This window comes from Rhodovastum atsumiense (genome assembly GCF_937425535.1).
Taxonomy (GTDB): Bacteria; Pseudomonadota; Alphaproteobacteria; order Acetobacterales; family Acetobacteraceae; genus Rhodovastum; species Rhodovastum atsumiense.
Window position 1 is genome coordinate 5,559,094 of the sequence record NZ_OW485601.1, and the last position, 25,173, is coordinate 5,584,266.

26 protein-coding genes are annotated in these 25,173 nt (G+C 70.5%); 6 read left to right on the forward strand and 20 right to left on the reverse strand.

Going from position 1 to position 25,173, the window contains the following annotated elements; genetic code table 11:
• Positions 1–8: 8 nt before the first annotated feature.
• The 12 genes from NBY65_RS25035 to efp form a co-directional block, all read right to left on the reverse strand.
• On the reverse strand, positions 9–545 hold the full coding sequence (locus NBY65_RS25035) for a gluconate 2-dehydrogenase subunit 3 family protein (RefSeq protein ID WP_150042721.1): 537 nt from the start codon (positions 543–545) through the stop codon (positions 9–11).
• A 30-nt stretch (positions 546–575) separates the two neighbouring features.
• A complete protein-coding gene (locus NBY65_RS25040; protein ID WP_150042720.1) occupies positions 576–971 on the reverse strand; it encodes a VOC family protein in 396 nt (131 codons plus the stop codon).
• A 213-nt stretch (positions 972–1,184) separates the two neighbouring features.
• Positions 1,185–1,508: a ribbon-helix-helix domain-containing protein gene (locus tag NBY65_RS25045; RefSeq protein ID WP_150042719.1), complete on the reverse strand. Its 324-nt coding sequence runs from the start codon at positions 1,506–1,508 to the stop codon at positions 1,185–1,187.
• A 77-nt stretch (positions 1,509–1,585) separates the two neighbouring features.
• A complete protein-coding gene (locus NBY65_RS25050; protein WP_150042718.1) occupies positions 1,586–2,812 on the reverse strand; it encodes an MFS transporter in 1,227 nt (408 codons plus the stop codon).
• A 9-nt stretch (positions 2,813–2,821) separates the two neighbouring features.
• The gene (locus NBY65_RS25055) at positions 2,822–3,217 is read right to left on the reverse strand and encodes a PRC-barrel domain-containing protein (protein WP_162530703.1); all 396 of its coding nucleotides are present in this window, start codon (positions 3,215–3,217) and stop codon (positions 2,822–2,824) included.
• Between the two features lie 49 nt (positions 3,218–3,266).
• Positions 3,267–4,889, reverse strand: a complete 1,623-nt coding sequence (locus tag NBY65_RS25060) for a cisplatin damage response ATP-dependent DNA ligase (protein WP_150042716.1) — start codon at positions 4,887–4,889, stop codon at positions 3,267–3,269.
• Positions 4,886–5,929: a ligase-associated DNA damage response exonuclease gene (locus tag NBY65_RS25065; RefSeq protein ID WP_150042715.1), complete on the reverse strand. Its 1,044-nt coding sequence runs from the start codon at positions 5,927–5,929 to the stop codon at positions 4,886–4,888. Before NBY65_RS25065 ends, NBY65_RS25060 begins: the two co-directional genes overlap by 4 nt.
• 109 nt (positions 5,930–6,038) lie before the next feature.
• Positions 6,039–7,499 (reverse strand): peptidoglycan -binding protein, encoded by a 1,461-nt coding sequence (locus NBY65_RS25070; RefSeq protein WP_150042714.1) that lies wholly within the window; start codon positions 7,497–7,499, stop codon positions 6,039–6,041.
• 179 nt (positions 7,500–7,678) lie between these two features.
• Entirely contained in the window at positions 7,679–8,848 is a 1,170-nt protein-coding gene (locus NBY65_RS25075; RefSeq protein ID WP_150042713.1) for a flagellar motor protein MotA, read from the reverse strand.
• Positions 8,848–9,546, reverse strand: a complete 699-nt coding sequence (locus NBY65_RS25080; RefSeq protein WP_162530702.1) for an OmpA family protein — start codon at positions 9,544–9,546, stop codon at positions 8,848–8,850. The genes NBY65_RS25075 and NBY65_RS25080 overlap by 1 nt, the downstream gene beginning before the upstream one ends.
• Before the next feature lie 136 nt (positions 9,547–9,682).
• Positions 9,683–10,522 (reverse strand): inositol monophosphatase family protein, encoded by an 840-nt coding sequence (locus NBY65_RS25085; RefSeq protein ID WP_150042711.1) that lies wholly within the window; start codon positions 10,520–10,522, stop codon positions 9,683–9,685.
• 36 nt (positions 10,523–10,558) lie between these two features.
• Entirely contained in the window at positions 10,559–11,125 is a 567-nt protein-coding gene (efp, locus tag NBY65_RS25090) for an elongation factor P (RefSeq protein WP_150042710.1), read from the reverse strand.
• Between the two features lie 135 nt (positions 11,126–11,260).
• Between efp and bla the strand changes: the two genes are divergently transcribed.
• Positions 11,261–12,151: a class A beta-lactamase gene (gene bla, locus NBY65_RS25095; protein WP_150042709.1), complete on the forward strand. Its 891-nt coding sequence runs from the start codon at positions 11,261–11,263 to the stop codon at positions 12,149–12,151.
• On the opposite strand, the gene NBY65_RS25100 is transcribed toward bla, so the two are convergent.
• Positions 12,136–14,571 (reverse strand): glucose/quinate/shikimate family membrane-bound PQQ-dependent dehydrogenase, encoded by a 2,436-nt coding sequence (locus tag NBY65_RS25100; RefSeq protein WP_150042748.1) that lies wholly within the window; start codon positions 14,569–14,571, stop codon positions 12,136–12,138. The two genes, bla and NBY65_RS25100, sit on opposite strands and share 16 nt — an antisense overlap.
• Before the next feature lie 140 nt (positions 14,572–14,711).
• Complete coding sequence (locus tag NBY65_RS25105; RefSeq protein WP_150042708.1) at positions 14,712–15,737, reverse strand: lysine-2,3-aminomutase-like protein; 1,026 nt, start codon at positions 15,735–15,737, stop codon at positions 14,712–14,714.
• 27 nt (positions 15,738–15,764) lie between these two features.
• Between NBY65_RS25105 and epmA the strand changes: the two genes are divergently transcribed.
• Positions 15,765–16,760 (forward strand): EF-P lysine aminoacylase EpmA, encoded by a 996-nt coding sequence (epmA, locus tag NBY65_RS25110; protein WP_150042707.1) that lies wholly within the window; start codon positions 15,765–15,767, stop codon positions 16,758–16,760.
• 31 nt (positions 16,761–16,791) lie between these two features.
• Entirely contained in the window at positions 16,792–17,157 is a 366-nt protein-coding gene (locus tag NBY65_RS25115) for a hypothetical protein (protein ID WP_150042706.1), read from the forward strand.
• Between the two features lie 111 nt (positions 17,158–17,268).
• Here the strand turns inward: NBY65_RS25115 and pal are convergent, their stop codons facing one another.
• Positions 17,269–17,790 (reverse strand): peptidoglycan-associated lipoprotein Pal, encoded by a 522-nt coding sequence (pal, locus tag NBY65_RS25120; protein WP_150042705.1) that lies wholly within the window; start codon positions 17,788–17,790, stop codon positions 17,269–17,271.
• A 165-nt stretch (positions 17,791–17,955) separates the two neighbouring features.
• Here pal and ada point away from each other — a divergent pair, with 165 nt between their 5' ends.
• The gene (gene ada / locus NBY65_RS25125; protein ID WP_250265741.1) at positions 17,956–19,005 is read left to right on the forward strand and encodes a bifunctional DNA-binding transcriptional regulator/O6-methylguanine-DNA methyltransferase Ada; all 1,050 of its coding nucleotides are present in this window, start codon (positions 17,956–17,958) and stop codon (positions 19,003–19,005) included.
• 92 nt (positions 19,006–19,097) lie between these two features.
• Here the strand turns inward: ada and NBY65_RS25130 are convergent, their stop codons facing one another.
• From NBY65_RS25130 to pyk, 3 genes are all read right to left on the reverse strand, one after another.
• Positions 19,098–19,349 carry a hypothetical protein gene (locus NBY65_RS25130; protein WP_150042703.1) on the reverse strand — a complete coding sequence of 84 codons (252 nt, stop codon included), beginning with the start codon at positions 19,347–19,349 and terminating at the stop codon, positions 19,098–19,100.
• A gap of 116 nt (positions 19,350–19,465) precedes the next feature.
• The gene (locus tag NBY65_RS25135; protein ID WP_150042702.1) at positions 19,466–20,320 is read right to left on the reverse strand and encodes a formate/nitrite transporter family protein; all 855 of its coding nucleotides are present in this window, start codon (positions 20,318–20,320) and stop codon (positions 19,466–19,468) included.
• A 45-nt stretch (positions 20,321–20,365) separates the two neighbouring features.
• A complete protein-coding gene (gene pyk, locus NBY65_RS25140; protein WP_150042701.1) occupies positions 20,366–21,799 on the reverse strand; it encodes a pyruvate kinase in 1,434 nt (477 codons plus the stop codon).
• Positions 21,800–21,988: 189 nt separating this feature from the next.
• Between pyk and NBY65_RS25145 the strand changes: the two genes are divergently transcribed.
• Positions 21,989–22,288 (forward strand): DUF2312 domain-containing protein, encoded by a 300-nt coding sequence (locus tag NBY65_RS25145; protein ID WP_150042700.1) that lies wholly within the window; start codon positions 21,989–21,991, stop codon positions 22,286–22,288.
• A gap of 172 nt (positions 22,289–22,460) precedes the next feature.
• On the forward strand, positions 22,461–23,045 hold the full coding sequence (locus NBY65_RS25150; protein ID WP_162530701.1) for a phosphatase PAP2 family protein: 585 nt from the start codon (positions 22,461–22,463) through the stop codon (positions 23,043–23,045).
• A gap of 2 nt (positions 23,046–23,047) precedes the next feature.
• On the opposite strand, the gene NBY65_RS25155 is transcribed toward NBY65_RS25150, so the two are convergent.
• The gene (locus NBY65_RS25155) at positions 23,048–24,025 is read right to left on the reverse strand and encodes an NAD-dependent epimerase/dehydratase family protein (RefSeq protein ID WP_150042698.1); all 978 of its coding nucleotides are present in this window, start codon (positions 24,023–24,025) and stop codon (positions 23,048–23,050) included.
• A gap of 2 nt (positions 24,026–24,027) precedes the next feature.
• Positions 24,028–25,050: a GDP-mannose 4,6-dehydratase gene (gene gmd, locus NBY65_RS25160; RefSeq protein ID WP_150042697.1), complete on the reverse strand. Its 1,023-nt coding sequence runs from the start codon at positions 25,048–25,050 to the stop codon at positions 24,028–24,030.
• Positions 25,051–25,173 lie beyond the last annotated feature (123 nt).

The window sequence follows — 25,173 nt, forward strand, 5'->3', positions numbered from 1 at the left end:
GTCCTCCCTCAGCTCGCCGGCAGCCAGTCGATGTCGTCGAAGCCGCGGTGGATGTAGCCGCCCAGCTCGTACGAAGGCCCCTCGTAGCCGAGCCGGGTCCAGACGGAACGCTGGTTGTAGAGCGTTACCACCAGGTCGCCGCGCAACCGTTGGAAGAACGGCGTGGGCGCGATCGCGCGCAGAAGGGCGACCCGGTCGCGCTCCTGTGCCAGTTCGGCATAGGCGGCACCGTGACGCCGGCGCGATTCGGCATCGAGCTGATCGACCCCGCCCTCGATCAGCTCGCGCAACGCGGCCTCGGCGGCGAGCGCGTCATAGCCGCTGACCGCGGTGATGTAGACGGCATCGGGGAAGCCATCATGGGGGAAGATGTCGCGGGCGGCCCGTGCCAGCGTGACCAGGGTGGCGGGCCTGAGGTTCTTCGCCGCCTGCGCCCAGGCGGACTGCGGCGAGAGACCCATGCCGGCGGCGGCGACGGGGACGCTGGCCGCCCCCTGCAGGATGGCGCGGCGGCGCAGGGTGATGCGGCGATCGACGTTTCTCATTGTTCGTTTCCTCCCGGTGGCCGCTGTTTGTCAGCGATAGCGGCCGTGTTTCTGCAGCATTTCGATCCGGTACCCGTCCGGATCGGTGACGAAGAAGAACTTTGCCATCAGCGCGCCCTCGCGGTGGAATTCCTTCACCGGATTGGGGGCAAGCCCCGCGGCGGTGAACCGCGCGTGCTCGGCCTCCAGGTCGTCCACCACGAAGGCGAGATGCCCGTAGCCTTCCCCAAGGGGATAAGGATCGGTGCGGTCGTGGTTGATGGTCAGCTCGATCTCGAAATCATCCTCCGCCCCCCGCAGGTAGACGAGGGTGAAGCCGTCGAAGGGAAAGCGGTCGGCGACCTCGAGCCCGAAGGCCCGTTGGTAGAACGCGACCGAGCGTGCCTCATCGAGCACGCGGATCATGGCATGGATGGGTTTCGCCATCGTGGGGCAACTCCTCGAAAGGATGGGGACTGGCCACGGGACTGGCCAGGAGCGCAAGGGTGCCGCACGCCATGGCGACCCGCAGGTCCGATGACGGTCCTGACGCCGCAATGCGGTCATGCCGGCTTCCCCTCCGCTTCTTGCGGGGCAGGATAGGAAGGAGAGGGAAGGCGTCGGTAGTAGCGGGCTATTGCCGGTGCGGCGGCGTGCGCGTCACGCCGCCGGCAATGCGGTCTCCCGGATGGCCTGGCGCCGCGCCACTTCCTGCGCATGCGCGTCCTGGTTGCGCAGCCAGTGCATGCAGGTCACCCGCAGGAACGAGGCCAGGTTGGGGATGTCCCCGTGCCTGGCCAGGATCTCGTCATGCAGCACCGTGATGAAGCGGGTGACGGTCAGGCCCTCGGCCGCGGCGATCTGTTCGAGCGTGGCCCAGAAGGCCGCTTCCAGCCGGATCGACGTGGCATGCCCGTGCAGGCGCACGGCCCGGGTCTCGGCGGCGTAGGTGGCCGGGTCCTGTGACGTGAAAATGCGGCACATGCTGGTCTTTTCCCCCTCCGTTCCGGTTTGCCGCAGGATGGGGCAGGGCCTGCCGGCTTGCCAAGGAGATCCGCCGGTCAGTCGGCGCTGACCTCGGCCGCCGGCCGCCAGTTGTTGCGGGCCCGGGTCTCCGGCATCACCAGCTCGACCGCGAACACCGCCACCACGCCGACCAGCGCCAGCAGCAGGAAGGCGGTGCGGTCGTCGGTCAGGTCCGCGATTCCCCCGGCCAGCACGGTGCTCAGCGTGGCGCCGATGCCGGTCGCCAGCCCCAGCAGGCCGAGGCAGAGATTGAACCGCCCGCTGCCACGGGTGAGATCGGCGGCCACCAGCGGCAGCATCACCCCCAGCATCGCGGCCGAGATGCCGTCCAGGATCTGTGCCGCGACCATCACGGCGGGATCCTGCGTGCCGGCGAAGATCGCCGCCCGCAGCGGCAGGGCGGCGAAGCCCAGCAGCATCACCGGGCGGCGCCCCCAGCGCTCGGCGGCGACGGCGACGCTGGGCGAGAGCAATGCCACCAGGAATTGCGGGCCGATGATGCAGGCGGCGATCAGCAGGTTGGCGGAATCACCGGCCTGCCGGGTCAGGGTGCCGCCTGCGAGCGGCAGCAGCGCGGCGTTGCACAGGTGAAACAGCAGGATGCACCCCGCGATCGCGATCAGGCGCCGGTCCTTCAGCAGGCGTTGCAGGCTGCCCGGCGCGGGGGGCGGGGCGTTCAGCGAGGCGCCATGGCCGCCGCCATGCACCGTCGAGAGGGCAAGGAGCGCCGGCACGGCGATGAACGCTGCCAGCCAGAACACCGCCTGACTGTTCACCCAGGTGCCGACCGCGCCCATCAACAGGGCCCCGCAGGCATTGCCGATGGCGGCGAACCGGGCATTGCGGCCGATCCGCGCGGCGAACAGCGCCGGGCCGACCAGTGCCATGGTGAGGGCGGCGATCGCCGGGGTCAGCATGCAACTGGCGAAGCCATGCAGCGCCTGGGCCGTCATCACCGGCAGGGTGGCAGGCCACAGCGCCAGCATCGCGGCGCTGATGGCCACCAGCACCGTGGACAGCATCACCGCGCCGCGCTTGTGGCGCCAGACATCGACCAGCGCGCCGGCCGGCACCTGGCTTGCCATCATCGCCACCGTGCCGACGCCCAGCGCCAGGCCGATGCTGCCCTGCGTCCATTTGTTGCCGGTCAGGTAGACCGCGATGAACGGGCCAAAGCCGGTCTGCAAGGTCGCCACGCAGAAATTCAGCCAGTCAAGGCCGGCAAGGCGCTCCCTGGCCATCTGCGTCTGGTTTCGGGTCATCGTCGGCATTCAGGGCCCCACCGCCTGCACCGGCTTGCCTGGCCCCTTGTAATCTGGGGCCGCCCGAACGGTATTGGCAGGAACAGCGAGGGTAATATCCAGTTTATCCTTGGTTTTTTGAAAACGTAATGCTGACCATGCCACCGCGACCTTGCGGTTACCTACCCCGAGGAAGCCGCCGACGTCCAGTACGACTGCCACCGGCTGGCCCTCGGCATTGACCAGGATCTCGGCAATACGGCCGACCTCCTGGTTCTTGCCTTCATCTTCCACATGCACCAGTTGCCCCAGGACTTCGGCCGACTCGGCGGGCGGAATCGTCTGCACCGCCTGCGCCCAGGCCGGTGGCGCGAGCAGCAGAAGAGCCAGGAAAAGGGCGATCGGAAGGGTCAGCAGGATTGGCACGCGTGCTCCAGGACAAGTGAAGACCGGACGAGACGGGCGCAGCAGCAGGTCATGCCATGAGCGCATCGGCAACCGGATGGTTCTCGACGAGGCGCATCAGACCGGCCAGACGATCGGCCAGGGCAGCCGGCGTGTCAGTGCGCAGCCGCACAATGCGCGGGGACCGCAGCGTGACACCGGAACGGTGGCGGGAGGAAAGCTGGGCCGCATCGAAGGCGATTTCCAGCACCAGCGCCTTCTCGACCTCGCGGACCGGGCCGAAGCGCGCGATCGTGTGAGCACGGATCCAGCGGTCGAGCCATGCCAGATCCTGTTCGCAGCCGGCGAATTCCGCCTTGCCGACCGGCACCAGGTCCTCGCCCTCCGTTGCGGCGGGCCGCCACAGCCCGAAGGTGCAGTCGGAATATCCGCTGCCGGGCCTGGCCTGACCCCGCTGCGCATACATCAGCACCGCCAGTCGCGTCAGCGGGTCGCGCTGCCAGGTCCAGCACAGCCCCGGCTGCGGACCCGGCAGATAGGGCGCGTCCCCACGCCGGAGCATGAGCCCGGCAATCGCCGCGTCGCGCGTGCCGCCGTGCAGCGTCGCCAGCTCCGCGAGGCCCGTGAACGGGATCATCGGGGAGAGATCCATGCGCGCTGGCCGCGTGCGACCATGCCATTTTTCCAGCCGCGCGCGGCGTGCATCGAAGGGCAGGGGGCGGAGATCCTCCCCGTCCTCGAACAGGATGTCGTACAGTCGTACCGCTACCGGCATATCCCGCATTATCCGGGCGGTGACCGTCCTGCGGTTGAGCCGTGGCCGCAGCTCGGCGAAGGGGGCCACCGCGCCGTCGCGCACGGCCAGCAATTCGCCCTCCAGCACGGCCTGGAACTCCATCGCCGCCAGGATGTCCGGAAAGGCGGCGGAGATGTCTTCGGCATCGGCGGAGAACAGCCGCCGCCCGCCCGGCGTCGCCGCCAATTGCACGCGCAGCCCGTCCCATTTCCACTCCGCCCGCAAGGCGGCCGGATCGAGCCCCGCGAGATCCGGCGCGTGCAGCGGCGGGGCCTGCATCGGCGGATGGAAGGTCGGCGCCTCGCCCGGATCCGGCCGGGGACCGCGTCCTTCCACCCAGGCGAACAGCGTCCCGTAGGGGGGCGTCAGGCTGTGCCAGACCTCGTCGATCGCGTCGCTGGTGATGCGCCCCTCGGCCAGCTCCGCCACTGCGATCCTGGCGAGCCGCGCCGGGATGCCGGTGCGCAGGCCGCCGGTGACCAGCCTGAGCAGCGCAAAGCGGACCGAGGCATCGGATATGGCGTCGAGCCAGCCGGCGACGATGCCGGGCAGGTCGGCCCTGGAGGCGGCCTGCAGCGTGGTGACCACCTCCGCCAGTGCCGGCGCGGCGGCGCCGGCGGGCGCGGTGGCGGGCCACATCAGCGCCACGGTTTCGGCCAGGTCGCCGACATGCTCATGGGACCAGGCGAACAGTTCCGGATCGGTGCGGGCGGTGGCCAGGGCGCGGAGCAGCGCCGGCCTGGCCGCGGTGAAGCCGGGCGCGCCGCCGAGAACCGCCAGGCCGAAGCCGCGGTCCGGGTCCGGCGTGGTGGCGAAATAGCGGCGCAGCAAGGCGATCCTGGCGTCCTGGCCCGGTGTGAAAGCCAGCCGTTCCAGCAGGTCGGCGAAAGGCGTCATCCGTCCGCACCGGGGCGCGCATCCCCGTCCTTTGGCCCGGCTTCGTCCTCCCCGTCATATCCCAGCAGCCGCAGCGCCCGACCGCGCACGCCGCGTTGCCCGAGGGCATGGATCAGCGCTTCCTCCCGCCCATGCGTCACCCACACCTCGGGCGCTCCCACCTCGTCCACCGTCGCGTTCAGCTCGTCCCAGTCGGCGTGGTCGGAAATCACCAGAGGCAGTTCCGCCCCGCTCTGCTGCGCGCGCCGGCGCAGCCGCATCCAACCGGAGGCCATGCACAGCACCGGCTCGGCCAGCCGCTGCGCCCACGCTTCCGCCGCCGCCGCCGGGGGTGCCAGCACGATCGCCCCTGCCAGCGCCGGCGCGGTGGCGGCGGGGCGCAATGCGCCCAGCCTCACGCCCAGGGCCTCGTACACCCCGCAAAGCGGCGCCAGGGCGCCATGCAGGTAAATCGGCGCATCCCAACCGGCTTGCCGCAGCAGCGCGATCATTCGCTGGCACTTGCCCAGCGAATAGCAGCCGACGAGATGCGTCCGCCCGGGAAACAGCGCCACCGAGGCCAGCAACCGTCCGATCTCGGCCGCCGCCGGCGGATGGCGGAATACCGGCAGTGCGAAGGTCGCCTCGGTGACGAAGACGTCGCAGGGGATCGGAACGAAGGCGTCACAGGTGGGATCCGGCGCCCGCTTGTAGTCGCCGCCGACCACGACGCGGCTACCGCGCCAGGCCAGCACCACCTGCGCGCTGCCCAGCACATGGCCCGCCGGCTGCAGGGACAGCTCCACCTCGCCGATCCGCAGCGATTCCCCCCAGCGCAAGTCCTGCCAGGACGCGGCGGCGCGCTCGCCCAGGCGCGCGCGCATCAGCGCAATCGTCACCGGACTGGCCAACACCGCGCGATGGCCGGACCGCGCATGGTCGGAATGCGCATGGGTGATGACCGCCCGTTCCACCGGCCGAACGGGATCGATGAAGAACCCTCCCGGCTCGCAGCACAGCCCCTGCGGCGTGGGTTTCAACCAGGTAGAAGGGTGCGGCATCGCCACATAATGTGGGTTGGCCAGGCCGGCGCTGCCAGGGCATCCGGCGCAGATTTCAAGCTGCTTACGAGCGACCTTATATAATCAATTGAATTTAAACTAAAATATCCTAGCGGTCTGTCAGCCGGATCTCGATGCGGCGGTTCTTCGCGTAGGCGTCCGGCGTGTTGGCCGGGTCGAGCGGCTGATTCTCGCCGAAGGCGGTGGCGGCCAGCCGGGTCGGCGGGATGCCATCGGCGATCAGCAGCTTGACCACCGTGATGGCGCGTCCGGCCGAGAGCTCCCAGTTGCTGCCCCACCGGCTGTTCTCGATCTTCTGCCGGTCGGCGTGGCCGTCCACGCGCAGCACCCAGTTCACGTCGGCGGGGATCTCGGCGCTGATCTGCTTGAGCGTATCGGCCAGCTTGCTGATCTGCTCCACCCCGGCCGGGGTCAGGTCGGCGCTGGCCACCGGGAACAGCACCTCGCTCTGGAAGACGAAGCGGTCGCCGACCACCTGGATGCCCGGCCGGTTCGCCAGCACCGCCCGCAACCGGCCGAAGAAGTCGCTGCGATAGCGCTGCAGCTCCTCGACCTTGCGCGCGAGCGCGGTGTTCAGCCGGTTGCCGAGATCGGTGATGCGGGCGTCCTTCTCCTTGCCGGCGCTCTCGGAGGCATCGAGTGCCTTCTGGATGCTCGCCAACTGGGCCCGCAGCTCGTCCACCTGCCGGCTCAGCAGCGCGATCCTGGCCTTGGCGGAATCGCCGAGCTTCTTCTCCTCGTCGAGCTGGGCGGCAACGGCGGCACGCTGTTGCGCTTCCGTGGTGGCCCGGGCCGCCGCCGCGGCGGCCTGCTTCTCCAGGTCATCGCGCAACGCTGTCAGCGTCCGGATCTGCTCGGTCAGTTTGGCGAGATCGGAGAGCTTCGCCTCGATCGTGGCCTTGTCGGCCTTCACGGTGCGATCGAGCTCGGCCATCTGGCGCTGCATTTCTTCCAGTTGCGCCTGCGCCGCCTGCAGTTGGCGCTTCGCGTCGGCCAGTTCCGCGGTGCGGGCTGTCAACTGGCGCCGCGCCTCGCCCAACTGTCCCGACACGTCGAGGCTCTGGGTGTCGGCCCGTTTCGCCGCTTCGGCGAGCTGCCCGGTCAGGTCCTCGATCCGTGCCTGCGCCGTCTGGCTCTGCAAGGCCGCATCGGCCAGTTTGGCCGACAGACGATCGCGGTCGGTCCGCAGCGCGTCGCGATCGGCCGCCAACTGGTCCTGGTCACGACGCAGCGCCGCCACCTGCTGCGCCAGCGCATCCCGCGCCGAGGCGACACTGGCCAGATCATTGTTCACCTGCGCCAGCGAAAGCTGCAACTCGCTGGTCCGCCCCCGTTCGAGCGAGAGCATGTCGGACAACTCGGCCACCTGCCGGTTCAACCGGTCGAGCGCCTGGTCACGGCCGGACAAGGCGACCGAGAGAAACGCCTGCGCCAGCACGAACACCAGCAGCACGAAGATGATGACCATGAGCAACGTGGACAGCGCATCCACGTAGCCCGGCCATGCATTCAACCCGTCGCCATTGGCTCCCCGTCGCCGCAGCGCCATGGATCAGCCCCCGATGGGGGGCTTCGCCCCCCGGCTCCGCCGGCCAGGGGCTCTGCCCCTGGACCTCGGCAGGGGCCAGGGGCCCCTGCACCCCATGGGATCCAAGGGCCGCTGGCCCTTGGCGAGGGTCCAGGGGGCAGAGCCCCCTGGCCGGCGGAGCCCGGCGGCGAAGCCGCCGATCACCGGGGCTGTTCCTCGGCGAGGGCGGCGATGGTGCGGGTGAGGATGCGGATATCGTTGCGCAATTCCGCGGTGGTCTGGGCCCGTCCCTGTTCGGATTCGGTCAGCAGCCGCTGCATGTAGAGTTCGATATTGCGCAGATGGGCGCGGATGATGTCGTCGTTGCCGCTGTCGCGCCGCTCGCCCAGTCGTTGCAGGGCCGGCCCAAGCGATTGCTGGCTTTCGGCGATGCGCAGCATGAGCTGCTGGTTGGTGCGCATGGTATCCGAGAGCGTGGCGATGCGTTCGGTGAGCGCCAGCACCGCCTGATTGGCTTCCCGCCGTCCGTCCTCGCCGCGGGCGAGGATGGTTTGCAGGTTCTCCATGTTCTCGGCGGTCTGTTCGAGCAACGCCTGCACGTAGACCGGGATCGAGCCTTCGCCTTCCTGGCCGAGCACGCCCGAGGAAATGCGGGTGATGCCGGCGAGCCAGTCCTCCAGCTCGTTGAAGAAGCGGTTCTGTGCCTGGCCGGCGGTCAGGTCGAGGAAGCCGAGCACCAGGGCGCCGGCGAGGCCGAGCATGGAGGAGGAAAAGGCCGTGCCCATGCCCTTGAGCGGCCGGGCCAGGCCGGATTTGAGCTGTTCGAACAGGGCATTGATGTCGCCCGAGCCGACCGACATGCCGGTGATGACATCACCGACCGAGGAGACGGTCAGCAGCAGGCCCCAGAAGGTCCCGAGCAGGCCGAGGAAGATCAGCAGCCCGGTCATGTAGCGCGACAGCTCGCGCGATTCGTCGAGTCGGCTGCCGATCGAATCGAGCAGCGAGCGCATCGCCTGCGAGGAGATGGTGAAGTGGTCCAGGCGGGGCTGGCCGCTGGCGTCCTGTCCCTTCACCGCGCGGGCGGCGAGCATGCTGGCCATCGGGGCCAGCAGCCGCGGTGGCGGCAGGGTGGCGAGGCGGGGACGGGATTGCTGGAAGGTTTCCAGCCAGGTGACTTCAGGGGAGAGGCGGGTGACCTGGCGGATGTTCCAGGTGATGCCCAGCAGCAGCACCAGCAGGATCAGGCTGTTGAGCAGCGGGTTCGCCTCGAAGGCGACCAGCAGCGGGCCCGACAGCAGGCCGGCGATCACCAGTACCGCCACCAGGAAGACCAGCATCCGGAACAGGTATTTGGTCGGGCGGGTCATCAGGGTGACTTTGCCTGCGGGGTGGCGGTGCTGACCGTCACGTCGACGCGGTCCGCCGGGCCTTCGGCGATCGGGGCATTGGCGCCGATCGCCTTCACGTAGATCCGCGGCGAGGCGATGCCTTCGGCGATCAGCACCGAGCGGACGGCCAGCGCGCGCGAGAGGGCGGTGCGCCGCGGGGTGGAAGGGTCTTCCGGCGTGCCCGGCGCGAAGGCGGCCACGCTGAAGCTGGCCGTTGCCGGCGCGGTGCCGGCCAGCTTGCGTAGGGCGCTGTCGGTGGCGGGGTTGAGGTCGGCGCTGCCGCTGCCGAAGGTGATGCGCAGGCCTTCCGGCAGCGGCGCGGCGGCGCCGGGGGCGTCGGCCGAGACCTGCACCGGGGCGGGTGGCGCCGGCGGGCGGGTGGGCACTGCGAGGGCCGGCGGCAGCACCGGCGGCGGTGGCGCGGCGAGCGGGACGCGCACCTGCGGCGGGGCCGGCGGATGCGGCGGCGGCGGCGTCGCGCTGTGCTTCACCGGGGGCTGGGCAGGATGGGCGGGGCGGGCCGGTGCGGCCTGCTTCGGCGCTTCGCTGCCCGTACCGGGCTTCTGCAACTGCTCGAGCGCCCGCTGATCCATGGTCGCCTGCGCATGCGCGCGTGGCGCCACCAGCACCACCGCGCCGAGTCCGGCCATGGCCAGGGAAAGGATTATCTTCTGCATCGTCCCGGTCAGCCTAGCCGAGGGGCGATAAACGCTCAACGAACGCCCCCGTGCGGCGTGCATTTCGTTGCCAAGGTGTCGCGGGGGCGCCAGGGCAGGGCCGGCCGAGCGGCGGCCGGTCCTGTCGCCACCCCTGTCAGGCCGAGCGGGCCTCGGCGGCGGTGATGCCGTCGATGACGGCGTCGCGCAGCGCCGGGTGCAGGTGCGGGTTGGCCGCCACCACGTCGCCGCTGGTGCGCGGGTCACCGCCGCCGGGATCGGTGGCGTAGCCGCCCGCCTCGCGCACGATCAGCAGGCCGGCGGTGATGTCCCACGCCTTGATCCCGCATTCCCAGTAGCCGTCGTAGCGGCCGGCCGCGGTCCAGGCGAGATCCAGCGCCGCCGCGCCGAAGCGCCGGATGCCTGCGACATGGGGCATCAGCGTGCCGAGGGTGCGGGCGAAGGCGAGGCGGTTGCGGGGGCTGGTGATGGCGAAGGGGATGCCGGTGGCGAACACCGCCTCGCGCATCTCGCGGCGGGCGGAGACGCGCAGGCGGCGGTCGTTCAGGTAGGCCCCGGTGCCTTTCTCGGCCCAGAACATCTCGTCGACCGCGGGGGCGTAGACCACGGCGGCGGCGATTTCAGTGCTGCCGTCGGGCAGGCGTCGCTCCAGGGCGATCGAGATCGCCCAGTGCGGGATGCCGTGCAGGAAGTTGCTGGTGCCGTCCAGCGGGTCGATCACCCAGCGCCAGGCCCAGTTCTCGCTGCCGGAGGCGCCGGATTCTTCCATCAGGAAGGCATAGCCGGGGCGCGCCTTGGTGAGGTCGTCGCGCAGGATCTGCTCGGCGCGCATGTCGGCCTGGCTGACGAAGTCGCCGGGGCCTTTCACACTGACCTGGAGCTGCTCGACCTCGTTGAAATCACGCAGCAGACGCTTCGCGGCACGCTGCGCGGCGTTCTGCATGACGGTCATATGGGCGGACAGGCGCTGCGCCATCGCTGGGGCTCCCCGGATGCCGGCGGGAGGGGCGGTTCAGCCTTTGAACCGCTCCATGTAGCTCGCGTCCTCGATACGGACGACGATCTTCTCGCCGGCTTCAATGAACGGCGGGACCATGGTCTTGACGCCGTTGGACAACTTGGCGGGCTTGTAGGACGAAGAGGCAGTCTGGCCCTTCACCACCGGGTCGGCCTCGACCACTTCCAGCACCACGCTCTGCGGCAGGTGCAGCGCCACCGGCTCGCCTTCCACCAGGTCGACCGTGATGGTCATGTTGTCCTGCAGGAAGGGGGCGACGTCGCCGAGCAGTTCGACCGGGACGTGGGTGGGTTCGAAGGTCTCGGGGTCCATCAGCACCAGGTTGCTGCCCTCGGTGTAGGAGTAGGTGTACTCCTTGTCCTCGGTCATCAGCCGCTCGACGGTGTCGGCGGTACGCCAGCGCTCGTTGGTCTTGTTCCCGGTCTTGAGGTCGCGCATCTCCACCTGGATGAATGCGCCGCCCTTGCCGGGGGTGATGATCTGCTGCTTGAGCACGGTCCAGCGGCGGCCGTCGTGCTCGATCACCTGGCCGGCGCGGATCAGGTTCGCCTGCTGCTTCATGGGGCGGGATCTCTCGGGGGTAACTGCGGAGCGGCGGCTTCTAGCCCGCGACGGGGGCGGGGGCAAGCCAGGGCGGGGCGTGGGTGGCTTGTGGCGGGGGGCAGAGATGCGCGGAAAGCCAGGGATCACGGCTATATGGCAGGACTGACGAGACGCAGGGTGGCGGTTGGCGGGACATGGCTGCTGGCCGGTGCCGGTCTCCCCGCCTGCGGGACGGCGCGGGCGCAGGCGGCCGCTCCAGAAGCCCGGCTCGCCGCGCTGGAGCGGGAGCATGGCGGGCGCCTTGGCGTCGCGGTGCTCGACGTGGCGACGGGGCACCGGATCGCGTATCGCGCCGAGGAGCGCTTCCCGCTCTGCAGCACGTTCAAGGTCCTCGCCGCCGCGCTGGTGCTGGCCCGGGTGGATCGCGGGAAGGAGCGCCTGGACCGCCGCGTGGTGTTCTCGCGGGAGGACATCCGGCCCTGGTCGCCGGTGACGGAAAAGCATCCGGGGGCGCCGGGCATGACGCTCGCCGAACTCTGCGAGGCGGCGGTGACACTCAGCGACAACACCGCCGGTAACCTGTTGCTCGGCAGCTTCGGCGGGCCGGCCGGCCTGACCGGGTTCGCGCGCGCCCTGGGCGACGATGTCACCCGGCTCGACCGCTTCGAGACGGCGCTGAACGAGGGGACCCCCGGCGATCCCCGCGACACCACCACCCCGGCGGCGATGCTGGGCAACATGCGCCGGATCATGGTCGGGGATGCGCTGTCCGAATCATCGCGGACGCAACTGGCGGGCTGGCTGCTCGGCAGCAGGACCGGGGGGCGCCGGCTGCGGGCCGGGTTCCCGCCGGACTGGCGGGTCGGCGACAAGACCGGGGGCAATGGCACCGGCGTGGCCAATGACATTGCCATCGCCTGGCCGCCGGGCGGTGGCGCCCTGCTGGTGGCTGCCTATTACGCCGAATCACCGGGCCCGGAGGAGCGGCGCAACGCGGTCCTCGCCGAGGTCGGGCGGATCGCCGTCCCTCAGGGCAGGCCGTAGGCGATGACCGCGTCCCCCGCCTTGGTACCAAGCGAGCCATGGCCGCCGGCGACCACCACCACCAACTGGCGGCCGCTCCTGTCGGCGCGATAGGTCATGGGCGTGGCCTGCCCCCCGGCCGGCAGCCGGTCCTGCCAGAGCTGGCGGCCGCTGGTCACGTCATAGGCCCGCACATAATAGTCGAGCGTGGATGTCAGGAAGGCCACTCCGCCGGCGGTCAGGATCGGTCCCCCAAGGCTCGGCACGCCCATTTTGAATGGCAGCGGCACCGGCGAGAGGTCACGGACCGTGCCGTTCCGGTGCCGGTAGACGACCTTGCCCGCCCGCAGGTCGATGCCGGCAACGTAGCCCCAGGGCGGCGCCTGGCAGGGGAAGCCGATCGGCGAGAGGAAGGCATTCAGCTCCACCGCATAGGGCGCCCCGAGATTGGGGTTGGCGCCGCCTTCGGTCGAGCCGGCGATGTCGGCGCCGCCGGCAGGATGTTGTACATTTTCAGATTGTTGTTGACTGTTCTGCGTACGTGGTATCAGCTTGTCGACGAAAGCCATCGCGTCCGGATTGGCGAAGGCGATCTGGCGCACCGGATCGACGGCGATGCCGCCCCAGTCGATCACGCCGAAATTGCCGGGATAGACGATCGATCCCTGCTCCGAGGGCGGCGTGAACATGCCCTCGTAGCGCAGCGACCGGAACCGGATGCGGCAGGCGAGCTGGTCGAACATCGTCGCCCCCCACATGTCGGCTTCCCGGATCGTCGCGTCCTCGGGCGAGAGCAGGCTCAGGGCCGAGAAAGGCTGGGTCGGCGCGGTGTGGTCGCCCTTGCCCGCGCCCTGCGGGACCGGGCGTTCCTCGACGGGGATGATTGGCTGGCCGGTGCGCCGGTCGAGCACATAGAGATCGCCCCGCTTGGTCGCCTGCACCAGTGCCGGCACCCGGCCGTTCGGCGTGTCCAGGTCCAGCAGGCCTGGCTGCGCCGGCACGTCCATGTCCCACAGGTCGTGATGGACGGTCTGGAACACCCAGCGTACCTGCCCGGTGGCGATGTCGAGCGCGGTGACCGAGCTGGCGAAGCGTTCCGTGTTGGCGCCACGGTCGCCGCCCCATTGGTCGGGGGTCTGGTTGCCGTACGGGATGTAGACCAGGCCGAGCGACTCGTCGGCGCTGGAGATGCTCCAGCTATTGGGTGAGTTGCGGACATAGCTCTGGCCCGGCCCGATCGGCGCCGTCTGTTCCGGGTTGCCGCTGTCGAAGTTCCAGGCCAGTGCGCCGGTGTTGACGTCATAGGCGCGCACCACGCCTGAAGGCTCGTTGGTGGAATAATTGTCGGTGACCTCGCCGGCAATGATGACGAGGTTGCGGGTGACCACCGGGGGCGAGGTCGAATAGTACTCGCCCTGATGCGCCCCCGGGTCCGGCATGCCGGTCCAGAGACTGACGGTGCCGTTCCGGCCAAAGCCCGGGCAGGGCCGGCCGGTCGCCGCATCGAGCGCGATCAGGCGGGCGTCCGCAGTGGGCAGGAAGATGCGGCGCGGGCACTCGCCGTTGGGGGGCGCGGGCGCACCGGCTGTCTGTTCATGGTAGGAAACGCCCCTACATGTCAGATGCTGCAGGTTTTTCCGCTCGTCGATCTTCGGATCGAAGGTCCACTTCTCGCGGCCGGTCTCCGCGTCGAGGGCGATCGCCCGGTCATGCGGCGTGCAGATATAGACCGTGTCGCCGACCTTGATGGGCGTCAGCTCGTAGGTGGTTTCCTGCGGGTCGTTGGGGCCGCGGATGTCGCCGGTGTGGTAGGTCCAGGCGACCTGCAGCCGGCCGACATTGTCGGGCGTGATCTGGGCCAGGGGCGAATACTTGTCGCCACGGCCGGAGCCGCCATAGGCACGCCAGTCGCCGTCCGCCTCGGCGGCGGCATTCGGTGGGGCGGGGGCCGCCTGGGCGGTGGGCAGCGTGCCGGTCTGGTCGTGCTCGTCGGAGATCATGGCGGCGAGCCCCACCACGGCGGCGATCACCAGGGTGGCGCCGAGCGGTACTCCGGCGCCCCGCCAGGCAGCCGGCGCACGCGCGCCGGGGGACCGGACAAGGCCTCGCGTGACCCACGGCATCAGCAGATAGAGGCCGATGAGGAAGATGACATCGCCCCGTGGCGCCAGTTGCCACCAGTCGAGCCCGATCTCCGCCACCGCCCAGATGACAGTGCCGAGCACCACGATCGCGTAGACCCAGAGCGCCTCCGCCCGGCCGGCGATCAGCAGGCCACCGGTCGCGAGGATGCCCAGCCCGGCCAGCACGTAGTACCAGGATCCGCCAAGGGCCACGAGCCAGCCGCCTCCGGCGGTCACGACCGCTCCCAGCAGGGCGATGACGAGTCCGGAAACCAGCGGCGCTTTCCGCGGTGCTTCGTCCCTTGTCCATTCCGACATGACGACCCGTCTGGGCATGGCGGTCTTCCCGTGCAGCAGCGGTTTCCCAACTGCGCCCGGTGCGGATGGTTGCTCTCCGGCGTCGATCACCGTTGGATGCTGTGCTGGCAGGCACCGGATCGGCTCCGGGCCTGCGGGCGTCACAGCGGGTGCTGCTCGCCCCAGGGGTCGCGCACGGCATCGCCCTCCAGATAACCCGGCCCGATCGGCACCTTGCCGTGCCCGCCAGGGATATCCAGCACGTAGGTCGGCCAGGCGAGCCCGGTGACGCGCCCGCGCAAGGCCGCAAGCAGGCGCTGTCCCTCCGCGATCGGCACGCGGAAGCGCGCCGTGCCGGGGGCGGGATCGAGCTGGTGCAGGTAATAGGGCTTCACCCGCGCCCGCAGCATCGCCCGGAACAGCGCCTCCAGCGCCTCCGGCGAGTCGTTGACGCCGCGCAGCAGCACCGATTGCCCCAGCACCGGCACACCGCGCGCCTGCACCAGCCGCAGCGCCGCGCGCGCCGCGTCGGTGAATTCCCGGGCGTGGTTGGCGTGCACCACCAGCCAGAGCGGCGTTTCGGTTTCCAGCGCATCGGCCAGTGCCGCGCTCACCCGCGCCGGATCGGCCACCGGCACGCGGCTGTGGATGCGCAGCATCTCCACATGCGGGATCGCGGACAGCCGCGCCAGGATGTCCCCCAGCCGCCGCGGCGAGAGCATCAGCGGATCGCCGCCGGAGAGGATCACTTCCCGGATCGCCGTGTGGGCGGAGAGCCAGGCATAGGCGGCGTCCAGCTCCGCCTCGGTCAGCAGCCCGCCATCCGGGCCGACATGCTCGCGGCGGAAGCAGAAGCGGCAATAGACGGGGCAGACCAGCAGCGGCTTCAGCAGCGCCCGGTCGGGATAGCGATGCACGATGCCCTTCACCGGGCTCAGCGCGTCATCGGCGATCGGGTCGGGATTTTCGTACGGCGCGGCCGCCAGCTCGGACGGGTCGGGCACGAATTGCCGGCCGATCGGGTCGTCCGGCCGTTCGATCAGGGCGCGCATCGTCGGGGTGATGGCGATGGCATAGCGTCGGGCCACCGCCGTCAGTGCGGGGGGGTCGTCCACGAGCCCGGCCTGGGCCAGGGCGTCGGGGTCGCGCAGCGTGCGCGCGCGGGAAGGGGGGCTGCCGTCCGGCATGGCCGTGGCTGTAGTGTGCGCGGCGACATGCCGCAACCATCCTGGCACCCCGAGTCGCTTGCCGCACGCCTGCCTTTCCTGCACCGCAGGGCAAGGTTGGCCGCCGCCGTGCGCGCCTTCTTCACCGCGCGCGGCTATCTGGAAGTGGAAACGCCCTATGCCGTGACCGCCCCGGGCGAGGAGGTCCACCTCGCGCCCTTCGCCACCGAGCGCATCGCCCCCGATGGCACGCGCGAGCGGCTGTTCCTGCACACCAGCCCCGAATTCGCGATGAAGAAGCTGCTGGTGGGCGGCGCGGGGCCGATCTTCCAGCTCGCCCGGGTCTGGCGCAACGGCGAGGGCAGCGACCTGCATGCGCCCGAGTTCACCATGCTCGAATGGTACCGTCCCGGCGCCGGCATGGACGCGCTGATCGCCGAGACGCACGACTTGCTGCGCGCGGTGCTGCCGCCGGTGGTGGAATGCCTTGGTGTGCGCACGACGATCGGGACCATCGAGCGGCTGACCGTGGCGGAGGCCTTCGCCCGCCATGTCAGCGCCGATGTGCTGGCCACCGCGGGGGACGCGCCGGCGCTGGCGGCGCAGGCCGGGGTCGCCCTGCGCCCCGGCGAGGACTGGGAAGACCTGTTCTTCCGCCTGTTGCTCGAACGCATCGAGCCGCGTCTCGGTCGCGACCGCCCGACTTTCCTGACGCATTGGCCGGCGGCGCAGGCGGCGCTGGCGCGGCGCGATCCGGCGGATCCGCGCGTCGCCGAACGATTCGAGCTGTTCGTCTGCGGCATCGAGCTGGCCAATGCCTTCGTCGAATTGACGGACGCCGACGAGCAGCGGGCGCGTTTCGAGACCGACCGGCAGCGGCGGGCGGCGCTGTACGGCGATGTCGGGTGGCCGATGGACGAGGCCTTCCTGGGCGCGCTGGCGCATGGCCTGCCCTCTTGCGCGGGAATCGCGCTGGGCTTCGACCGGCTGGCCATGATTGCATCGGGCGCAGCCCGGATCGGGCAGGTGTCGTGGCTGCCGTGACCGGCCGGGTCGGCCAGGGAAGGAGAATCCGATGCGTCGCGCCGGCTGTGTCGTTCTGATCCTGGCGCTGCTGGGGGGCTGCGTCGATCGCCTGGCGGAGCGGCAGGCCTTCCTGGCCAGCCTCATCGGCAAGACCGAGCCGGAGCTGGTGCAGGTAATCGGGGTGCCGACCCGCGCCATCGACACCGGCGGGCAGCGTTTCCTGGCCTATACCGAGACCCGGCTGGATGTCATCCCCGGCCCTGGCCCCATACCTTGGGGGAGGCCCGGCTGGTACGGCCCCTGGGGCTATGGCGGGTTCCCGACCGAAATCGTGGCGCGCGTCTGCGAAACGACCTTCGAGATCGTCGATGGCCGGGTGCGCAGCTACCAGCTCCGCGGCAACGCCTGCGGCTGACTCGTTTCGCCAGCGGAAAACGCCCGGCCGGAAATATCGGTGCCGGAATGGCGAAGCGCGCCGATCGTGTCCGATCGACGCGCTTCGTTTCCGGCGATAGCCGCCGTTGCGTCAGTGAGTCGAGGCGATCGCGTTGCGGTTCTGCGCCCAGGCATCCGGGGTCGAGCCGAGCGCCACCGGGCGGTCCTTGCCGTAGCTGATCGTGCTCAGCCGGCTGGCCTGCACGCCATGGGAGACCAGGAAGTCGCGCGCGGCGATGGCGCGGCGCTGGCCGAGGGCGAGGTTGTATTCCTGGGTGCCGCGTTCATCGCAGTTGCCGGCGATCTGCACGGCGACACGCGGATTCTGCTGCAGCCAGGCGGCCTGGCGCGACAGGACCGCCTGGGCCTCCGAGTTGAGCGTGGAGCGGTCGGTATCGAACAGCACGCGGTCAGGCACGCCCTCGGCGAGCGCGCCGGCGCCACCCGGGCCGTTCAGGGACGAGCTGCCGACGCCCGTGCTGCCGTAGCCTCCGAGCGGCCCACCGTTGCCGGCGGTGCTGGCGCCGCTGCCGGCGCTGTTGCCGGTGTCGCTACCGGAAGTGCACGCCGCGAGCATGGCGGTGGCGGCAAGAACAAGCCAGATACGACGCATGGAAACTCCACGACGAGGATGCGGAACGGCTCAGCACTGACATTCCCGGGAGCGCGTCGCAACCGAAACTGTGTTGCGTTGCCGCACCGGGCTGCCGTGCCGCGGGCGCAGAGCCGGCGCAAGCATCGGATGGCGACGCGCCCGGGGCCGCGCCATTCTGGCGGCATGAGCACCATCGATGACGCCCGCTGGGACCTGGTCCGCCGCCGCGAGACGGCGCCGGATTTCCTGTACGCCGTCACCACCATGGGGATCTATTGCCGGCCCGGCTGCCCGAGTCCGCGGCCGCGGCGCGAGCACGTGCGCTTCTTCGCCGACGTGCCCGCCGCCGAGGCCGCCGGCTTCCGCCCCTGCCGCCGCTGCGATCCCAAAGGCGAGCGCGCCGCGCTGGCGCAGGCGGTGGTGCGCGACGCCTGCGCCTTCATGGAGACGGCGGACACCATGCCCTCGCTCGAGCGACTCGCGACGCGCGCCGGGTATTCCCGCTTCCACTTCCTGCGCCTCTTCAAGGAGCACACCGGGCTGACGCCGCGCAGCTATGCCGAGGGCGTGCGGGCCCGGCGCCTGCAGGCGGCGCTGGGCGAGGGGGCCCGGGTCGCCGACGCCGTGGCGGAGGCCGGATTCGGCTCCGAGTCGCGGGTCTACGAGGATCCGGGCCGGTTGCTGGGCATGACTCCGGGGGCGGCCCGCCGTGGCGGCGCGGGCGAGACGATCCGCACCGCCTTCGCCGACTGCCCGTTCGGGCGGCTGCTGGTCGGGGCCACGGACCGCGGCGTGTGTTTCCTGGGATTCGCCGAGCCGGACGAGGCGCTGATGGGCGACCTGCGCCGGCGCTTCCCGCGGGCGCGGGTGGTGGCCGACGACGCGGGGCTGGCGACCACCCTGCGGGCGGTGCTGGACTTCCTGGACGAGCCGCGGGCGGCCCTCGACCTGCCGCTCGACCTGCGTGGCACCGCCTTCCAGGTCCGTGTCTGGGAGGCGTTGCGGCGCATTCCGCCCGGGCAGACCCGCAGCTATTCCGAAATCGCCGCGATGGCGGGGGCGCCGGCGGCGGTACGGGCGGTGGCCCGGTCCTGCGCGGTCAATCCGGTGTCGCTGGCCGTGCCCTGCCATCGCGCGATCGGGGCGGATGGGGCGCTGACCGGCTATCGCTGGGGCATTCCGCGCAAGCGGGCCCTGCTGGCCAGGGAACGTGACCTGGCCGGCAAAAGCTGAACACCCGGATTCCTCTCCGGAATCCGGGTGGCCATTGAGACAGCACGCCCTTGTGCCGGGGCACCGATGCCCCGGCACAAGGGCATGGCCGGTCAGGCCAGCGGCTTGTCGGCGGGCTTGGACGGCACGACGTCGCGGGTTTCCGCCAGCATGTCCATCACCCGCTCGATCGCCCGCACGACGACATCGCCGGAACGCTTGACGCGCGGCTCGGCATTGGTGCGCAGCACGTCGGCCGCCAGCATCGCCGGCGCCAGCGCCGAGCGGACATCATGGCGTATGGTCGACATCAGCTTCTCGAGTTGCGCGATTCTTGCCTGCAGCTCTTCGGTCGACTGGTCCATCCACAATGCCTTCAGCATAATGCCCAGGCCGGAAAGCTGGCACGGGACGCGCAGAAGGCAAAGCGCGTACACATCCGGGGGTTGCGCCGGCCGGCTTCCCCCCCGTCATGTTGCCGTCACGTCACCCGTCGGGCGGCGCGGGGCTCCCCCAGCTCGCCCGCGACGGGCGCGTGGTTCAACAAGGCCGCCAGGGCGGTGCCGCCGAAGGCATTGCCGAGAAAGGTGGGCAACAGGAAACGCAGCAGATAGTCGCCCACGCCGGCATGGCCCGCGGCCACACCGAAGGCGGCCTCCACCGAGCCCGCGATGATATGGGGAAACTGGCAGACGGCAATGACATACGTGAGCAGGATGATGATGATCGGGCGCGCCGTGCCGGCCGCCGGCAGCAGCCAGACCATCAGCCCGATCAGCCAGCCCGCCGAACCGGCGCGGACCACTACCTGCCAGAAGGGATGGCGCATGGTCTCGGCCGACAGCGCGGCCATGGCGGCGGTGGCGTCCGGGGCAAACACGCCCGGTATCGCCGCCATCGTGGCGAAAAGCATCGTGCCGACCAGGTTTGCCGCCAGCACGATGCCCCAGACCCGCAGCGTTCCCAGCGCCATCCCCAGGCTGGGCCGGGTCAGGGCGGGAATCAGCGCGGTCAGGGTGGTTTCGGTGAATAATTGCTGGCGGCCAAGGATCACGATCAGGAAACCGATCGAGTAGCCGAAGCCGGCCACCAGGCGCTGCCACGGCGCCTCCGGCAGGGCGGCTTGCAGATGGGCCTGGGCCACCATCGAGAAGCCGATCGACAGCCCGGCCGCGAGTCCCGACCAGGCCAGCCCGGCAAAGGAGCGGGCGAGCTCGATCTCGCCCTGCTCACGCACGATTTCGTGGATGACCAGCGGCCCCGGCGGTGCCCGCTCGGCGGCCTGCCGTTGCTGCTGTTCGTCCAGATGCGGGGAGTGTGCGCCTGCCTGTCTCACCCGGCCGCAACGCGACCGCGGCGAGACAGGTTGCGTGCCGCCATCTCAGCCCGCCTGGGTGACCCGCAGCGCGTTGGTGGTGCCCGGCTGGCCGAACGGGATGCCGGCGATCACCACCACTTCCTCGCCGCGCGCGGCGAAGCCTTCCGTCAGGGCGATGCGGCTGGCCCGCTCGACCGTTTCGGTCATGCCGTGGGTCTGCGGCGACACCACCGCATGCACGCCGCAGACCAGCGCGAGGCGCCGCGCCGTCGCCTCCGAGGGCGTGAGGCTGACCACCGGCGCATCCGGTCGTTCGCGGGCGGCGCGCAGCGCGGTGCTGCCGGAGGCGGTGAAGGCGCAGATGGCCACGGCCCCGATGGTGCCCGCCACCTGCCGCGCCGCGGCGGCGATGGCGTCGGCGGTGGAATTCTCCGGCGCCGGCCGCGACGCTTCGATGATCGCCCGCCAGCCCGGATCCTGCTCCACCCGGGCGACGATGCGGTCCATGATGTTCACGGCTTCGTAGGGGAACTGCCCGGCCGCGGTCTCGGCCGAGAGCATCACCGCGTCCGCCCCGTCGAACACGGCGGTCGCCACGTCGGAGGCCTCGGCGCGGGTCGGGGCGGGGGCGGTGATCATGCTTTCCAGCATCTGGGTCGCCACCACCACCGGCTTGCCGGCCTGCCGCGCCGCGCGGACGATGCGCTTCTGCGCCAGCGGCACTTCCTCGGGCGGCAGCTCGACGCCGAGGTCGCCGCGCGCGACCATGACCGCGTCCGACAACCGCAGGATCTCGTCGAGATTCTCCAGCGCCTGCGGCTTTTCCATCTTGGTCATGATCCAGGCGCGGCCGGCGGCGATCGCGCGGGCCTCGGCGACGTCCTCGGGGCGCTGCACGAAGGACAGGCCGATGAAGTCGACGCCGTGCTGCAGCGCGAAAGCGATGTCCTCGCGGTCCTTGGCGGTCAGGGCCGGAATCGGCAGCACCACGTCGGGGACGTTGACCCCCTTGCGGTCGGAGAGCGGGCCGCCGACGGTTACCTCGGTTTCCAGCATGTCGTCGCGCTTGCGCACCACGCGCAGGCGCAGCTTGCCGTCATCGAGCAGCAGCGTGGTGCCGATGGCGGCGGCCTGGATGATTTCCGGATGCGGCAGGTTGACGCGGGTGACGTCGCCCGGAGTCGGGTTGAGGTCGAGTTGGAATCCCTGCCCGGTCTGCAATTGCACGCGCCCGCCGCCGAACCGTCCGACCCGCAGCTTCGGCCCCTGTACGTCGGCGAGGATGCCGATCGGCCGGTCGAACTGCTGTTCCAGCTCGCGGATGATGGCGATGCGGGCGGCATGGTCCTCGTGGCTGCCATGCGAGAAATTGAGGCGGAACACGTCGGCGCCGGCCTGGAACAGGCGGGACATCACCTCCTGGGTGGAACTGGCCGGTCCGAGGGTGGCGATGATCTTGGTGCGACGGCGGCGCCGGAGCTTGACGCGGGGGGGCATCGGCTCTCCTTCAGGCTGGGGCAGTTTCGGCCGGGCCGAAGCGACGGCGCGGGAAGTATGGCGAAGCCGGGGGAGGGATGCCATGTGAGGACGATGACAGGGCATTCGCGCCCGGCCATCCCGGGCATTGACCCGGGCGGGTCTGGCCGGTAAGCCCGCCCGCCCGTCGTCAAAGGAGATCAGGCGCGCATGGCCCGCAGCAACGCCGCCCTGAAGGATGCCACCGGCGAGGCCGCCGGTTCGGACAATGCCCAGTGGGGCAATGTCGCCGCCGACCGGCTGCGCAGCATCGTCGAGCGAATCGAGCGACTCGAGGAGGAGCGCAAGGCCCTCGCCGGCGACATCAAGGACATCTATGCCGAGGCCAAGAGCGCTGGCTTCGACGTGAAGGTGTTGCGTCAGTTGATTCGCATCCGCAAGCAGGAGCCTGCCGAGGTCGAGGAAGCGGAGACGCTGCTCGACGTCTATCGTCGCGCCCTCGGAATGTAACCAGGCCTCAAAACCCGGGATCCAAGGGCCTTCGGCCCTTGGTGGAGGTCCAGGAGGCGAAGCCTCCTGGTAGGGTCAGGGGCAACGCCCCTGATTGCGTCCGCGGTTCGATTCGCTCCCGCGCCGCGAAATGTTGTTTGTGCAGGGCACAAAACGCGGCATTGCTGCTGGCATGCTGTTCCTGACCAACTTCGCTGATCAGGCAGTGGTGCTGCCACTGACCTTTGCTGTCGCGCTTGCGCTCGTGGCCGCCGGATGGCGTCGCGGCGCCCTGGCCTGGGTCACGGCCATCCTCGTCACCCTGGCGGTTATCCTGGTGGGCAAGCTGGTTGTCCATGCCTGTGCCGGCACCCTGCTGTCCGTGAGTGGGTTGCGCAGTCCCAGCGGCCACACGGCGTCCGCGGCCATCGCCTATGGCGGGCTGCTGGCGCTGCTGGCGCCGCAAGCCTGGCGTCCGCGCCTGCTGGCCGTGCTGGCGGCGATCGTGGCCGCGGCCGTGATCGGGGGGACCCGGCTGGCGCTTGGTGTCCACACCAGGGCGGACGTGCTCGTCGGGGCGGTGGTTGGCATCGCCGGCGTGATGATGCTGTCCCGTCTGGCCGGCGAGCGCCCGCCGGGGGTCAGGCTGGCTCTGCCGCTGGCCGCGGCGGTGGGCGTGGTGCTGCTGTTCCATGGGGAGCACCTGCATGCCGAGGGCCGCATCTGGCATCTCTCGCACCTGGTCTGGCCGCTGACGGTCTGTCTGCCGCCAGGGTAACGTCAGCCGGGAACGAGTTCGTCCTGCACGCGCAGGCGCCAGTCGGCCAGGACGTCGCGCAGCGTCCGTTCCCACGGGATTACCGGCGCCCAGCCCAGCACCCGGCGCGCCAGGCGCGGATCGCCGCAGGCCACGGGGATATCGGCCGGGCGCAGCAAGGCCGCCCCGGTTTCCGGCCGGGCCTCGACCTCGGCGAGGTGCAGCAGGTCCGCGAGCACGTCGCCGACCCGGCGCGGCGCGCCGGCGGCGATGTTCAGGATCAGGCCGGGCTCCAGCGAGTCGCGCCGCTCCAGGCAGGCGACGTAGGCGGCGCAGACGTCGCGCACGTCGAGGAAGTCGCGGAACGGATCAAGCGCGCCCACCTGCAGCACTGGCGCCTGCATTCCGGCGGCGATGCGCATCACCTGCCGGGCGAAGGCGGGCACGACGAAGGCGGCGGACTGGCCGGGACCGGTATGGTTGAACGGCCGCAGCCGCACCACCCGCAGCCCCTCCGCGGCCATCGCGCCGAGGGCAAGGTCCGCCGCTGCCTTGCTGGCGCCGTAGACATTGGTGGGGGCGGGCACGGCGGTTTCGTTGAGCGGTGTCCCCGCCCGGAACGACCGGCCATAGATATCGGCCGATGACGCATACAGGAAGGTGCAATCCGGCGTGTGCCGCAGCACCGCGCCGGCCAGGGCCAGCGTGCCGTGCAGGTTGACCTGCCAGGCCTGGGCAGGATGCTGCCGCGCCGCCGGGACCGCCGAGATGGCCGCGAGATGGACGCAGGCGTCGGGACGCAGCCGCGCCACCAGCGCTTCCACCGCCGCGGCATCGGTGACATCGAGCGGCGTCATGCCCGGCGCGCCGCCGCAGAGCGTCAGCTCGGCGGTAGGGAAGGCGGCGCGCAGTTGCGGCACGAGATGGGTGGCGACGAATCCGCCCGCCCCGGTCACCAGGATGCGGTGCAGCAGGCGTCCGGGGGGCACGGCCGGCGACATGGTCAGGGTGTCGCCGCGCGCAGGCTGGCCTCGGTGGGCAGCACCACGGTCGCGCGGGCCCGGTAACGGGCAAGATCGGCTTCCACCATTTCGGCCACCATCTCCTCGAGCGAGGTCGTGGCCGTCCAGCCGAGCCGTTCCCTGGCCTTGGTCGGGTCGCCCAGCAGGATGTCCACTTCCGCCGGGCGCAGCAGCGCCGGGTCGGTGTGGACGAACTCCCGCCAGTCCAGCCCGACATGGCCGAACGCCATCGCGCAGAAATCTGCGATCCGGGTGGTGCGTCCGGTCGCGATCACGTAGTCGTCAGGACGGTCCTGCTGCAACATCAGCCACATCGCCCGAACATAGTCGCGCGCATGGCCCCAGTCACGCATCGCTTCCAGGTTGCCGAGCTTCAGCTCGCGCGCCAGCCCCAGCTTGATGCGCGCCACCCCATCGGTGATCTTGCGGGTAACGAATTCGATGCCGCGCAGCGGGCTCTCGTGGTTGAACAGGATGCCCGAGGAGGCGTGCAGCCCGAAGCTCTCGCGATAGTTCACCGTCATCCAGTGCGCGTAGAGCTTGGCCGCGGCATAGGGGCTGCGGGGATAGAACGGGGTCTGTTCGTTCTGCCGCTGCTGCTGGATCTTGCCGAACATCTCCGAGGATGACGCCTGGTAGAAGCGGGCCTGCGGCCGTTCCAGCCGCACCGCTTCCAGCATCGTCGCCGCGCCGAGCCCGGTGACTGTCCCGGTCAGCAGCGGCTGCTGCCAGGAGGCGTGCACGAAGCTCTGGGCGCCGAGGTTGTAGACCTCGTCGGGCCTGACCGTCTGGATGATGCGGATCGCGCTGGAGAGGTCGATCAGGTCGCCGTCATGCAGCGTCACCTGGTCGAGCACGCCAAGCCAGCGCAATCTTTCGCCGATCACGTCGGCCGAGGCGGAGCGGCGCAGCAGCCCGTGCACGGCATAGCCGTGGTCGAGCAGCAGTTTCGCCAGATAGGCGCCGTCCTGGCCGGTAATTCCGGTAATGAGAGCGGTGGGCATGGGGCCGGCATTCGCCTCCGTATTGGATCCGTTCGGGACGCGTGCGCATCCGCCGGGCGCGGTGCTGTAGACGAAGCGGGCTGCCCCGTCCATCTGCGCCGCCGCGCCGGCGATGGTTCGCCG